The organism is Paraburkholderia dioscoreae (assembly GCF_902459535.1).
GTDB lineage: Bacteria > Pseudomonadota > Gammaproteobacteria > Burkholderiales > Burkholderiaceae > Paraburkholderia > Paraburkholderia dioscoreae.
In genome coordinates, this window is record NZ_LR699555.1 from 1 (window position 1) to 12,208 (window position 12,208).

Sequence of the window (12,208 nt, forward strand, 5' to 3'; positions counted from 1 at the left end):
ATGGCAAAGACGACCGGGGCCAGCAGGTCCGAAACCCGAAGCCAATCCAGCGACGTGATACATGTGCCCGAGCCGAAGCTGCACCAGCGCGCACATGAACTGCAGCCGTACGGCCATGTCGTAAAGCTGCCAATCGCGTTGTCCCAAACCGCGTGCGAAACGAGCATAGAGTTGTTGAATCAGATCCTGGCCGACACTATGACGCTGCGCGACATGTACAAGAAGCATCATTGGCAGGTCGTTGGGCCTACGTTCCAGTCGTTGCATCTTCTATATGACGAGCATTACGATAAGCAGGTCGAACTCGTCGACACGCTAGCAGAGCGGATTCAACTGCTCGGTGGGGTCAGCATCGCCATGGCTGCCGATGTGGCGGAAATGACCATGGTCCCGCGTCCGCCACGCGGACGCGAAGAGGTGCCGGTACAGCTTTCGCGTCTGTTGGAGGCGCATGAGATCGTCATTGTGGCCGCTCGCAGTGCAGCCAGAAAGGCCAACGAGTTGGGCGACTTTGGCACCAATGACGTGCTGGTCAGTGACGTATTGCGCACTAACGAATTGCAGGTCTGGTTCCTCGCGGAGCACCTGATCGACGCGTCTCTGGCGGTCACAGCATGACGTTGACACTGCGATACGCGATGGCGATCGGCAGATAGCTTGCCGGGCTGTTTGCGGCAACGGCCGAGCGAAACGCAAGATGGGTTCTGGCGCAGGCTCAGGGCGTTGACGGTGGCTTCTGGACGAGCCCGGCCATACTCAAGTGCCGCGGCGAGCCGTCCCGGCAGCTTTCTGGATTTAACGGACATCCCCGCCTCCCCCGTCCGGTAGGCCGTTGAGCATGACATGAATCTGCGGGTGTACTGGCCCAGCGCCTACGTTAGCGTGAGCCCGGCCTGGCGACCTCGATTGATCGGGCTGGCGAGTTCCTTTCAAGCGATAGGAAAACCGTTTCACAGTCCCTCGGCCGACTACCGTCAGACGCGGGACGCGGGTGGCCCCGGATACTCTCCGCTCCAGCTGGCACCGCCTTCAATCAAGGCTTCTCGTCTGCCAGTTATTCCGCCCCTTCGCGCCCGGTATGCCGGGCAGTCCCTTGCTCAGCCAGCGCTCGCGTCGCCAACAGGCCCAAAGTGTGCATCTCCTTTTCAACGTCCGAGGTCCACGGACGGCCATAGTTAAGCCGGATATGACGGCGAAATTCGCGGCTGCATGAAAAGATTGCACCAGGTGCTATCGCGATTTCGTGCGCTTCCGCCATCTCGAACAACTGCACTGTCTCGACTCCTTCTGGAAGCTCCACCCATAGAAAGAATCCGCCCGGCGGCCGGACCACTAATGTCCCCTGGGGGAAGTACCTGACGACGGCGGCCACCATCCGGGTCTGAAGGTACGCCAGTTCGCGACGCAATTTGCGTAGAAGGCGGTCGTAGTCCCCATGCTCATCTGCAGCTTCTGAACCCGAATCGGAGTTGATAGGTTGCCCAATCTCCACGTCCTCACTACGTATTGCGTCTGTCTTGAACTGAGGCCCCTTCCCTCCACCGGCATTACACCAGCTTCATCGGTATTACGGGCCTCTCCGTCACCCCAAGGCGCCCGGCCTGTCCCTCACGGGCGTCCGGTTGCTCATCCCTGAACACGCCAGGGGGCTTCCCGTGTTGCGTGCGCTTTCCTTGTGTACATGCTGTCGCCACTACCCCGGCGCGGCGACTGGCGGCACTGCTTCGCTCATCCGTCCAGTCGTATCAGCCTTCCCCGAAAGGGTCGCCGGGTCGGCCTGGGCATCGGCATTTTCGAGGCTTGCTCAGCGGTCACTCACGTTACGGCCTGCACACTCGCGTTGTCACCAATTCGTGACACGCTTACCCGAAGGCTTCAGCCATTTCGTTACCTCCATGACTGCTCCGGTTGCTTCCGGCTGGAGCGGTTGCCGGACGGGACTTACACCCGCTGGAAAGCGCCGCCTTTTCACGGCGCACACCCACAACTGCCGCTCGGGCTCCTAACGCCGCAAAGACAGCTTTCGGGGTGCAACGGACGCTTGCCTCGCCGAGCCGATTAAGACGTTCTCACGTACACTTTGCTCGAATATCGCGTGTTTCGGGGGAAAACGGACCACGCCGAATTGCATTGCCACTGACAGCGTTTTGGCAGCTTCGTTGGGTCGTCCTTTGCGACGGAACATTGCACGACATCCGGCGACGGCGACCTAACATGGGATAAACATTTGAAGACAGCCCGTCATGAAACGCTACGAGGCTCTCGCCAACTCGATCGCTGATGGCATCCGGTCGGGGCAGATTCCGATCGGCTCCCGGCTGCCGTCGCTCCGGCAGATCATCGCGCAGCGCGGTGTCAGTCAGTCGACGGTTTTCCGCGCGTACTATCTGCTCGAAGAGTGGGGGCTGATCCGCGCAGAAGAGCGCGCGGGCTACTTCGTGACGCCCGGTGCGGCGGTTAAACAGGTGCCGTCGCATCACGACATGCCGCTTGCCGATTCAACGAAGGTCGACATCAGCGATCTGGTGTTTTCCGTGCTCGATGCCGCGAAGCATCCGAACGTCGTGCCGCTCGGTTCGGCTTTCCCGTCACCACTGTTGTTCCCTTCAGCTCGCCTGCTCAAATCGCTGACCCGAGGCACGCGCGCGCTCAGCCCATGGAGCACGGTCGTGGATCTGCCGCCCGGCAACGACCATCTTCGCCGCCAGATCGCGCTGCGCTATGTGGCCACCGGCGTGTCGATCCCCCCCGAGGAGATCGTCGTTACCAACGGCGCGCTGGAGGCGCTGAATCTGTGTCTGATGGCCGTCACGCGTCCGGGCGACGTCGTTGCGGTCGAGTCGCCGGGCTTCTACGCGGCCTTGCAGGCGATTGAGCGGCTCGATCTGCGCGCGGTCGAGATTCCGGTCCATCCGGTCACAGGCCTCGACCTCGACGCGCTCGCCGCTGCGCTCGACAAGCATCCGATTCGCGCATGCTGGTTCATGACCAATTTCCAGAATCCGACCGGCGTCACCCTTTCCGACGAAAAGAAGAAGTCACTCGTTGACATGCTTGCAGCGCGCGACGTACCGCTGATCGAGGACGACGTTTATCAGGAGCTGCACTTCAGCCGTGATCGGCCACTACCTGCGAAAGCCTTCGATGGCAACGGACTGGTCATGCACTGCAGTTCGTTTTCGAAGACGCTTGCACCGGGTTATCGTATCGGATGGACGTCCGCTGGACGCTTCGCAGATCGCGTGCAGCGGCTCAAACTGATGACGACGCTCTCGGCCAGCACTCCTGCGCAGGCGGGCATTGCGGACTACCTGGAGCACGGCGGGTTCGACCGGCATCTGCGCAAGCTGCACGCTGCGATGCAGACGCAACGTGCAGCCATGGAGGCGGCTTTGCGGCGTTACCTGCCGCGTGAGGTCCGATGGGTGACGCCCTCGGGCGGTTACTTCCTATGGCTGCAATTGCCGGACGCGGTCGATGCAATGGCGCTGCACCGGCTCGCGATCGGCCGTGGTATCAGCATCGCGCCTGGTCCGATCTTTTCCGCCAAGCACGCATTTCAGAATTGCGTCCGGATCAACTTTGGGCATCCTTGGAGCGTCAAGATTGATGGAGCCATACGTGCCCTTGCCGAGATTCTCGAGGACCCGGCGGTGCACGCGTCAATCTGATTTAAGTTCAGTGCGACCGTGATGAGCCCGTTGCTGTTAAGCCATACACGCAAATAGCAGCCGGGTTGCGCGGCCAATGCAGCGAACCGTGAATCAGAAGCCCTGCATTGCGCTCGTCGAGTCCGCGACCAGGTGCACAAAGCCGAATATGATTGCGCCGATGGCCACTGCCAAGAACACGGCCACGAACGGCAGCAGCACAAAGTTCACGTTGGCGAAGTCCGCCTCATGCGACGCACGCTTGCGCACGCCGAAGAAGCTGGAAAGAACGATGCGGACGAGTCGGAGGAATTGCATGGCGCTGCTCCTGTTGGTTTGGAATGCATCCATCATCCAGCCACCCAGGAATCGGAAACAGCAGCAGATTCGTTCAATGCGTGGTAAGCACGGGCCGCAATTCGTCGCGGCCCACTGTGGAAGACAAACGTCCGCTATCGAGGGGCGGAGCAGCCGTTTGAGTGTCTGCGCGGGCAAGCGTGCAGAGGGCCGGTGATCGCCGCACGGAGACTTTCGTTAGTGGGCAACGGTCCAACCTGAGTGTGTGCCACCGAGCCTCGGCCTGATGTTGTTCATGACTTGCGCTGCTCAGGCCGCCATCCGATGTTCGTAGTACGGTCTATGGCGGTCGTCCAGAATCGCGTACTGTGCCGCGAGATTGTGTGGCTCGGGATTGAGCCACGCGTCAATATGCTCCGGCTTGATGGGAATGATGCAGCGATCATGGCCCGCGGCAGCAATCTCCGGCGGCGGCTCATCGGTGATAGCTGCGAAGGAGAGCAGATCAGGCTGGCCGGGGCTTTGCCAACGTGACCACAGGCAGGCGACGAGCATGTCCTGAGCGGGCTGCGGCTTGAACTCCAGGACCACGTTTTCCTCCAGTTCGCCGTCAGCGAGCTCACGCCCTTCGAGGCGATGCCGTTTCACGTTTTCATAGAAGGCATTCGCGACGATAAGACCGTGCGAATACCCAAAAAGTCCCTTCCAGAAGCCTTCGAGGTTGTCAAATCTGGCGTTGTAAGTCCCGGGATATTTCTTGTCGTAGAACGCAGGCTTGCCAGCCGGGCGACAGTGATATCGCATTGGCTTGATGACGCGCTTGCCGCCTTCCATGATCATCACCGGAGCATAGTTACCGGGGAAAATTCGCGAATCGCGGTCTTTCGGCTCGGTGCGCCGGAGATCGTCAAGCCCGCGCAGCGTCGACTCGATCTTGCTGGTTGCGATCCGTTTGCTTTCGGTGGCCGCCTTCGTCGTTTTGCCCTGAAGGGTGCGTTCCGCGTCGGCGAGTCGCGCGCGCTGTTTGAACAATTCCTGCTCGAGCCTGGTCGCCTGCTCGCCGTTGAACCGGTCGATCGCTTCCTTGATCCGTCGTTCCTCGTCGGTCTGGGGAACCGAGAACGCGGCGTCCATCGCTTTCGGAATTTTCACGTTGCTGCCCTCGGCGCGCTCCCAGTACAGCTGCGCGAACTCCCGGATGCTCATGTGCGCGCCAAACATTCTGACGTACTTGCGGTAGTCCGCCTGGATCTGGGCTGAATAGCACATGGTTGCTCTCCCTGAAGAAAGTTGCGCCAATATGGTACGCCGGTTCCTAATGGAAGTTTCGCGTCGACGTGACGAGCGTGCCCAGTAGGTGTGACATGTCTACCAGCCGCTGTGCAATCAGGTGTCGTACTTCCCCCTGGCATTGCCACGTACCATAGACGGCTAGCAGTGACGCACCCAGCGCTTCCTGCCGCTGTTTTTCAAGCAAACCCGGCCACACGATCACGTTCACGTTACCGGTCTCGTCTTCGAGCGTCACGAACATCACACCCTTGGCCGTGCCCGGACGCTGACGCACGGTGACGAGCCCGCAGCCACGGGCGAGTCGTCCATCGCGATAGGTGCGCAGCGTCGACGCCGGCATCAGCCTGTTCGCGAGGAGTTGCGGCCTGAGTAGTTCAAGTGGGTGCCGGCCAAGCGTCAGGCCCACTGAGCGGTAGTCAGCAACGATGTCGTTGGCCTCAGTGGGCGCACCGAGGGCTGGAGTCTCATCCTGAACGGCCGCTGTCGCGAGCATGTCCTTGTCTGGTACCGCTGCAACGGATTGCCACAGCGCTTCACGGCGATTGCCGGCGAGGGAGGTGAGCGCGTTGGCATCGGCCAGTACATGAAGATCCTTGCGGTCCAGTTGCGCGCGGCGTGCAAGATCGTTGACGCTTTCGAACGGCCGAACCGCGCGTGCATTCTCGATGCGTTCCGCCGTGCCGTCTTTCATGCCTCGCAGTAGCGACATACCGAGCCGGACGGCAGGTCTTCCGGCGCCTTGCAGATTTACCAGTGCGGAGTCCCAGCCACTGATTGTCACGTCGACGGGCAGGACTTTGACACCGTGACGTTGCGCGTCCTGCACCAATTGTGATGGTGAGTAAAAGCCCATCGGCTGTGAATTCAGCATGGCTGCCAGAAACGCCTCCGGCTCGTGGCACTTCAACCAGCTGCTTGCGTACACGAGCAACGCAAAACTGGCCGCGTGACTCTCCGGAAAACCGTATTCACCGAAGCCTTTGATCTGTTCGAAAATGGATTCGGCGAAGGCGAGGGTATAGCCGCGCTCCTGCATGCCATGAACGATCCGGTCGTAATATTTTTCCAGTCCGCCTTTACGTTTCCAGGCGGCCATCGCGCGGCGCAGCTGGTCGGCTTCGCCGGCGGTAAAACCGGCCGCCAGAATCGCGACCTGCATGACCTGCTCCTGAAAGATCGGAACGCCGAGGGTTCGTCCCAGTGCGGTCTTCAGCGCGTCGCTCGGGTACGAGACCGGCTCGAATCCCTGGCGTCGCTGCAGGTAGGGATGCACGGCGCCGCCCTGAATCGGACCTGGGCGGACGATCGCCACCTCGATCACGAGGTCATAGAAAGTCCGGGGCTGCATCCGCGGCAGCATGCTCATCTGGGCCCGGGATTCGATCTGGAAAACACCAACCGTGTCTGCAGCCGAAATCATCTCGTAGGTCTGCGGATCCTCGGCAGGTATGTCCTGCATTTCGAAACGCTCGCCGCGCTGCTCCGACACAATATCAAGCGCGCGCCGGATGGCCGAGAGCATGCCGAGTGCAAGGACGTCGATTTTCAGCAGACCGAGCGCTTCGAGGTCGTCCTTGTCCCACTCGATGACAGACCGGTCCTCCATTGCAGCATTCTCGACAGGCACGAGACGCGTCAGCTTGCCGCGACTGATGACAAAGCCACCCGAATGCTGGGAGAGATGCCGCGGGAAGCCAAGCAACTGCGATGCGAGTTTCGCCCACGCCTGAATCAGCGGCTTTTCCGGGTCAAGGCCCGATTCCCTGAATCGCGCAAGCAGATCCTGACTCGTATCAAACCAGTGATGCGACTTTGCGACGACGTCAACGATCTGGGGATCAACGCCAAGCGCCTTCCCCGTTTCGCGCAGCGCACCGCGCGGTCGATAGGTTGAGACTGCCGCCGCAATTGCTGCGCGGTCGCGGCCGTACTTGCGATAGATGTACTGGATGACTTCTTCGCGGCGCTGATGTTCAAAGTCGACATCGATATCCGGCGGCTCGCCACGCTCCTTCGAGATGAAGCGCTCAAAAAGCATGTTGCCGCGAGCCGGGTCCACCTCGGTTACGCCGAGGCAATAGCAGACGGCAGAGTTAGCCGCGGAGCCGCGCCCCTGGCAGAGGATGCTCTGGCTACGTGCAAAGCGCACGATGTCGTACACCGTGAGGAAGTAAGGTTCGTACTGGAGGTCCGCTATCAGTTCAAGCTCATGCTCAATCTGTTCCTGCACCTTGTGCGGAATACCCGACGGAAAGCGTCGTTGTGCGCCGATGTACGTTTCCTGCCGCAGATAGGCGGCAGGGGTGAAGCCGGTCGGAACGAGTTCGTCCGGATACTCGTAACGCAGTTCATCCAGCGAAAAAGCGCAGCGGCTTGCAATATCGACGGTTGCGGCAAGTGCGTCGTCGGGGTACAGGTTAGCGAGCCGCAGTCTGGAACGCAGGTGCTGCTCGGCATTCTGTGTCAGGTCATAGCCGCACTCATGCACAGGTCTGCGAACGCGGATCGCGGTCATGGTGTCCTGCAGCGGCTTTCGCGAGCGCACGTGCATGACGACGTTGCCCAGCGCGACAACCGGGACGTCCTGATTCCGCGCGACAAACTCAACCGAACCCCGATGGATGTCATCCATCGCACGCTGGTGCAGCACAAGTCCCACCCAGGCGCGGCCCGTGAACGTATCATCGAGCCATTCGACCTGTGCTGCCAGCACGTCTTCTTTCGCCGGAAAGTCGGGTACCAGAATGGCGAGGCAGTCGGGCAGGCCGCGCAGGTGCCGGTTTTCCCTGTCGGGCCGCGACAGGTCCTGCGGCGTCAGGCGGTATTCGCCCTTCGGAGCGCGTGTACGGGCCAGCGTAATCAGCTCGGACAGGTTGCCGTATCCCTCGCGGTTTCTGGCGAGGAGAATCAGCCCGAACGCGGGTGATCCGTCAGCGTTCACCAGACGGAAGTAGGATCCCACGATAAACGGCAGCTTTGCCTGCTTCGCTGCAACGTGTGCGCGCACGACGCCAGCCAGCGAGCACTCGTCGGTGACGGCCAGCGCTGAATAGCCCAGTTGCTCCGCGCGCTCAACCAGTTCTTCCGCATGGGAGGCACCGTGCAGAAAAGTGAAATTGGAAAAGCAGAACAGCTCGGCATACGCCGGCAGGGTGGAAAACGTGGAGTCCATGACATGTCATCCGAACAGGCCATGCAGGAACCACCGTTGGTCTTCTTCTGCGTCCCGACTGCTGACGCGCTCGCGGTATATCCAGAAGCAGCTCTGGTCTTCGCCCTGGGCGACGAAATAATCGCGCGTCACCAGTTCGCCATCAAACCACCCGGCCTCGATGCGTTCGCCTGGCGACACCATGCGCAGAGGTGAACCGTAAAACGGCCGGTGTTTGCGCATGAGCAGACGCACTGGCTTTTCCAGAAGCCATGTGGGTCGCGGAAATCCTTCGGGCAGCACGGTGCTTTTCGACGCACTTGCGACAGGCACCCATCGATTGGCAATTTCAGGTCGGTAATCCGCGGTTGGCGCAGGCCGGAGTACGTTTTCTTCGCCGAGTCGAGCAACCAGCAATTCGACAAGACGGGTGTGGTCTTCGGCTGTGCCGCCGGGTTCCGGAAATAGCGTGTCCGATGCCGGCACTGCAGATTGCACATTGGACGCATCGAGCCGTAACGCAATGACCGGTGCAGTCAGCTCAATCCGTCCAAGGCGCTCCCTGATGAGCCGAACGAGGTGGTCCTCACGCCACGTTGGCTCGCCGAGCGCGATCCCGATCGGGGTCGGCTCAATTGCCTGCCGTCCGCGCTCGTGCTCCAGCAGGAGGGTCGCGCCTGTCAGGGCCAGCTGTTTTGCGCACAGCCAGCCACATAGCTGGACGACGAGACGATGCGCGCCAAAGAGCGCTGCTTCCGCATGCTCGATGCGGTCGGGCATTTCAATGCGGGCGGAGAACGTCGGGGGCAGTTCCAGCCAGTCAAAGAGTTCGGGCGCCGTGCCAAAGGCCCGGTCCAGCGAATCAAGGAGGTGTTCGCCGCAACGGCGCTGCAGACCAGCACGCGGCAACCGTCGTACATCGGCGATCGTTTCGCAGCCCAGTCCCGCGAACCAGTCAGCGAACGGTCGAACCTCCGGCACCGACAGCAATGGCAATGCGGACAGTTGCCGCTCAAGCGATTCCATCTTGAGTACACGCCGGTTCCGGTGTTTCGCGAGCAGCCATGCACCTTGACCTGTGGGCGCGGCACTTATTCGCGCGGTCAGTCCAATTGCGTCGAGTATCGCTTTGGCCTGACGGCACACTGCAAGCAGACCGCCGAACAGACGCAGGCTCGCACCGATGTCGACAACCACGACCGCCTCGTCGAGCATGGCGACATCTGGCGAGAACCTCATGAGCGCGATCGCCACTTCCCGCTGCACTCCATATTCACGGCCCGGCTCGCGTTCGTACATCTCCACTCCCGGAGTGAGCGTCAGCACACCGCCGCGTTTCATGCCAACCCGCACGCCCGCAGACCTGGCTACCCCGTCTGCGATGAGCACCTTGTCCCTGTCCAGGACCACGCAGCCATGTGCGGGCTCAGGCAGCCACTTTGGTCGGAAGACCTCGAGTTGCAACCGGGGCAAGTGGACGGCGAGAAATACGCGCATGGTGCGAAAACAGGACAGGGGTTGGTTGAAGTGGGATGGACAGAGGTTCCGCGCGTGCTGGACCTCGTCGCTTCGCAATATCGACGGTCAGACCGTCGCGTTCTGGCCTGAGCGCCAGTCGTAAAACGGCAGGGGACGCATCCTGCGCCGCCGCCAGGGGACGAACCATGAAAAAAAGCGTCTCCGAAGACTGCGCGGCCAGATGTAGCCGCCGCAATGAAGCCGTCTGGACGTACTGCGTCCAGAACAGGAGTGCACCGCAGCTTCCGGCACGCAGGATCTGCTCGGCTGACCACAATGCGTCGGCCGTCTTTGCGGCGCGAATCTGCAGCAGCTGTTCCGGAGAAAGACCGATGTACTCGAGACCGAGGCCGTTCGGAACATGCGGCGGCTGAACCATCGCAACGGGCCGTTTGCCCAGTGCGCTGAGCGCAGGGCGAAGCAACCGCATCTCTCCCACGCCGGCCTGCTGGACCAGCAAGTCGATGAGCGCGCCGATCGGCCACCCGCCGCCGGGCAGCTCTGCTGAAAGCGCCGCGTAGCCGGTATCGACTGTCCTGCCACGACCGCGCGCAAGCTGCGACGCCCGCCACAGGGACGGGTGTATTGCTTCCGGAATGGGGGACGGGACAGTCATTGAATTGCGGAAATACCTGTATGAATGTACAGTATCCTACACGGAAATTCGTAGCGTTGAATGGACACTTTTTCGGGAGAAGCTTCATGGACATGCGAGCTCGCAAACCCGTCAGCCATCCGATGCCAGAAATTGCGGCGTTTGTCGCCGACATGAAGTCTGCGTTTGGCGAACAGGAAATCGATGAAGCCATTCGTCGCGGCCGAGCCGGCGAGTTGACGTTCTTTGCATGCGAAAATGGCCGCTCGGTGGGTACCGCTAGTCCGGTGGAAACGGATGTCTGGCGTGTTGACGGTACCGTGCGCGACCGCCACTACTGTGACGGTTGCGACGGGTCGTGCGTCGGAGGGGATGTATCCTGCAGCGACAGATTGAATCGCATCGCCAAGGAGAAACGATAGTGAAACTGGTTGGATGCGGATTGCTTTTCGTGGCGTGTGCTTCGCACGCGTTTGCAGGTGAGCGCTACATAGAAATCTGGAATCCGCCCGAAGCTCGAGGTGGATTGCTTCAGGGGGCGGGCGTGCCGAAGTCGCTTACACACAAGCGGCGTGTACCCCATTTGTTAAAAACACGGGCGCACCGCACGCCGACCACCGCCACCAGGCTCGCCGTGAAGGCGGGCGCTGCCGGTGCAGGTACGCGACGCGTTACGCCTGACGTATCGGAAATCCCCCGTCTGATCACACCCGAGGGAAATGTACTGCGTGTTGATGCTCGCGACTCGTATGTTGAGGTTGTGCGCTGATGGAATCGGGAAGCTACAACGGATATCGCATCTTCGGTCACGCCATACTTCAGCAGGAGGACATCCTTTCACCTGCGCGATATGCGGGTAGCGGAACCATCACCCGCGACACAAAGATGGTTGAAGCCTCCGGGGTACTCGGTGTTTTTGATACGGAAGAAGAGGCTCAGTTCGCCGGACTTGGCTGGGCACGTGCGTGGGTCGATAGCCACGGCTAGTACCTCGCTCGCGTCGGTCCGCGGCAACCTATGCAGGGGCGAAATCAGTTCTCCAACATCGGCGATGTGCGTGAAGCTAGTTCTCTAAAACACAGTGCACCACGCGCGGCTGCTTATGCTCCAGGGCCAGCAGGTCGATGCGCAGTCACAGTTGACCCCGTTTGCACCCGAAGGCAAAGCGTATGTCAGTCGTGCGCGCCTTTTTTGCGGAGATACTCTTTCGGGGCCTGACGTCCCGCAAACCGCGTGGCCAGTTGACTTTAAAACGTCTTCATCATGCAAACGGCACTCGCCGGACAGAGTTGCGCAAACTGCGTACTCGCCTGCAATCGAGTGGATGCGCTGCTCCGATTCACTGTTACATATCCGGCCCGCGGGAAAAAATCCGCAGCCGTCGTTGTAAGCAACCACAACTCCGATATGCCGGACGCGCGCGCCAGGTTTTCCGCGTGGGCCAGCAGGCGACCTCCCAGCCCCGCATTGCGCGAAGTTTGAACAACCGCCAATGACCGCAACAGCGCATCCGTTCCAACCCGCTCAAGACCCACACTGCCAACAATCCTGCCGCTGACGTCTTCCGCCACCAGGAAGTCGACGAGCAAGGCTGCATCCACGTCGTCGACCGGCAGTTCGTTTTCTGCGAGCAATGCTTTGATGACATCGAGGTCATCACTTCGTGCGGCACGTATCTTCATGGCGAATGTATCAGTGCTGGAC

At 60.8% G+C, this 12,208-nt stretch carries 11 protein-coding genes; 4 read left to right on the forward strand and 7 right to left on the reverse strand.

The window, feature by feature from the left end:
* Entirely contained in the window at nucleotides 1–618 is a 618-nt protein-coding gene (locus tag PDMSB3_RS35805; RefSeq protein ID WP_165189752.1) for a Dps family protein, read from the forward strand.
* Nucleotides 619–1,054: 436 nt separating this feature from the next.
* On the opposite strand, the gene PDMSB3_RS38095 is transcribed toward PDMSB3_RS35805, so the two are convergent.
* Entirely contained in the window at nucleotides 1,055–1,273 is a 219-nt protein-coding gene (locus PDMSB3_RS38095) for a hypothetical protein (protein WP_232064442.1), read from the reverse strand.
* Between the two features lie 970 nt (nucleotides 1,274–2,243).
* Here PDMSB3_RS38095 and PDMSB3_RS35815 point away from each other — a divergent pair.
* Nucleotides 2,244–3,671 carry an aminotransferase-like domain-containing protein gene (locus PDMSB3_RS35815; protein WP_165189754.1) on the forward strand — a complete coding sequence of 476 codons (1,428 nt, stop codon included), beginning with the start codon at nucleotides 2,244–2,246 and terminating at the stop codon, nucleotides 3,669–3,671.
* A gap of 93 nt (nucleotides 3,672–3,764) precedes the next feature.
* Here the strand turns inward: PDMSB3_RS35815 and PDMSB3_RS35820 are convergent, their stop codons facing one another.
* The 5 genes from PDMSB3_RS35820 to imuA all read right to left on the reverse strand — a co-directional run bounded on the left by PDMSB3_RS35820 (nucleotide 3,765) and on the right by imuA (nucleotide 10,525).
* On the reverse strand, nucleotides 3,765–3,968 hold the full coding sequence (locus tag PDMSB3_RS35820; RefSeq protein WP_165190117.1) for a DUF2970 domain-containing protein: 204 nt from the start codon (nucleotides 3,966–3,968) through the stop codon (nucleotides 3,765–3,767).
* 288 nt (nucleotides 3,969–4,256) lie between these two features.
* On the reverse strand, nucleotides 4,257–5,216 hold the full coding sequence (locus tag PDMSB3_RS35825) for an SOS response-associated peptidase family protein (protein ID WP_165189756.1): 960 nt from the start codon (nucleotides 5,214–5,216) through the stop codon (nucleotides 4,257–4,259).
* Nucleotides 5,217–5,262: 46 nt separating this feature from the next.
* Nucleotides 5,263–8,412, reverse strand: coding sequence for an error-prone DNA polymerase (locus PDMSB3_RS35830; RefSeq protein WP_165189758.1), 3,150 nt, complete (start codon nucleotides 8,410–8,412; stop codon nucleotides 5,263–5,265).
* Between the two features lie 6 nt (nucleotides 8,413–8,418).
* Nucleotides 8,419–9,888: a Y-family DNA polymerase gene (locus tag PDMSB3_RS35835; protein WP_197740322.1), complete on the reverse strand. Its 1,470-nt coding sequence runs from the start codon at nucleotides 9,886–9,888 to the stop codon at nucleotides 8,419–8,421.
* Nucleotides 9,818–10,525, reverse strand: a complete 708-nt coding sequence (imuA, locus tag PDMSB3_RS35840) for a translesion DNA synthesis-associated protein ImuA (protein WP_165189760.1) — start codon at nucleotides 10,523–10,525, stop codon at nucleotides 9,818–9,820. Before imuA ends, PDMSB3_RS35835 begins: the two co-directional genes overlap by 71 nt.
* Nucleotides 10,526–10,611: 86 nt before the next feature.
* Between imuA and PDMSB3_RS35845 the strand changes: the two genes are divergently transcribed.
* Together PDMSB3_RS35845 and PDMSB3_RS35850 are read left to right on the forward strand one after the other, a co-directional pair.
* Nucleotides 10,612–10,926 carry a hypothetical protein gene (locus tag PDMSB3_RS35845; protein ID WP_165189762.1) on the forward strand — a complete coding sequence of 105 codons (315 nt, stop codon included), beginning with the start codon at nucleotides 10,612–10,614 and terminating at the stop codon, nucleotides 10,924–10,926.
* 346 nt (nucleotides 10,927–11,272) lie between these two features.
* Complete coding sequence (locus PDMSB3_RS35850) at nucleotides 11,273–11,491, forward strand: hypothetical protein (RefSeq protein WP_165189764.1); 219 nt, start codon at nucleotides 11,273–11,275, stop codon at nucleotides 11,489–11,491.
* 260 nt (nucleotides 11,492–11,751) lie between these two features.
* Here the strand turns inward: PDMSB3_RS35850 and arsN2 are convergent, their stop codons facing one another.
* Entirely contained in the window at nucleotides 11,752–12,186 is a 435-nt protein-coding gene (gene arsN2 / locus PDMSB3_RS35855) for an arsenic resistance N-acetyltransferase ArsN2 (protein WP_165189766.1), read from the reverse strand.
* Nucleotides 12,187–12,208 lie beyond the last annotated feature (22 nt).

Bases quoted from the DNA above. Each gene is read 5' to 3' on its own strand.
- PDMSB3_RS35805 (WP_165189752.1), top strand. From the start codon at position 1: ATGGCAAAGACGACCGGGGCCAGCAGGTCCGAAACCCGAAGCCAATCC.
- PDMSB3_RS35845 (WP_165189762.1), top strand. From the start codon at position 10,612: ATGGACATGCGAGCTCGCAAACCCGTCAGCCATCCGATGCCAGAAATT.
- PDMSB3_RS35815 (WP_165189754.1), top strand. From the start codon at position 2,244: ATGAAACGCTACGAGGCTCTCGCCAACTCGATCGCTGATGGCATCCGG.
- imuA (WP_165189760.1), bottom strand. From the start codon at position 10,525: ATGACTGTCCCGTCCCCCATTCCGGAAGCAATACACCCGTCCCTGTGG.
- PDMSB3_RS35820 (WP_165190117.1), bottom strand. From the start codon at position 3,968: ATGCAATTCCTCCGACTCGTCCGCATCGTTCTTTCCAGCTTCTTCGGC.
- arsN2 (WP_165189766.1), bottom strand. From the start codon at position 12,186: ATGAAGATACGTGCCGCACGAAGTGATGACCTCGATGTCATCAAAGCA.
- PDMSB3_RS35835 (WP_197740322.1), bottom strand. From the start codon at position 9,888: ATGCGCGTATTTCTCGCCGTCCACTTGCCCCGGTTGCAACTCGAGGTC.
- PDMSB3_RS35830 (WP_165189758.1), bottom strand. From the start codon at position 8,412: ATGGACTCCACGTTTTCCACCCTGCCGGCGTATGCCGAGCTGTTCTGC.
- PDMSB3_RS35825 (WP_165189756.1), bottom strand. From the start codon at position 5,216: ATGTGCTATTCAGCCCAGATCCAGGCGGACTACCGCAAGTACGTCAGA.
- PDMSB3_RS35850 (WP_165189764.1), top strand. From the start codon at position 11,273: ATGGAATCGGGAAGCTACAACGGATATCGCATCTTCGGTCACGCCATA.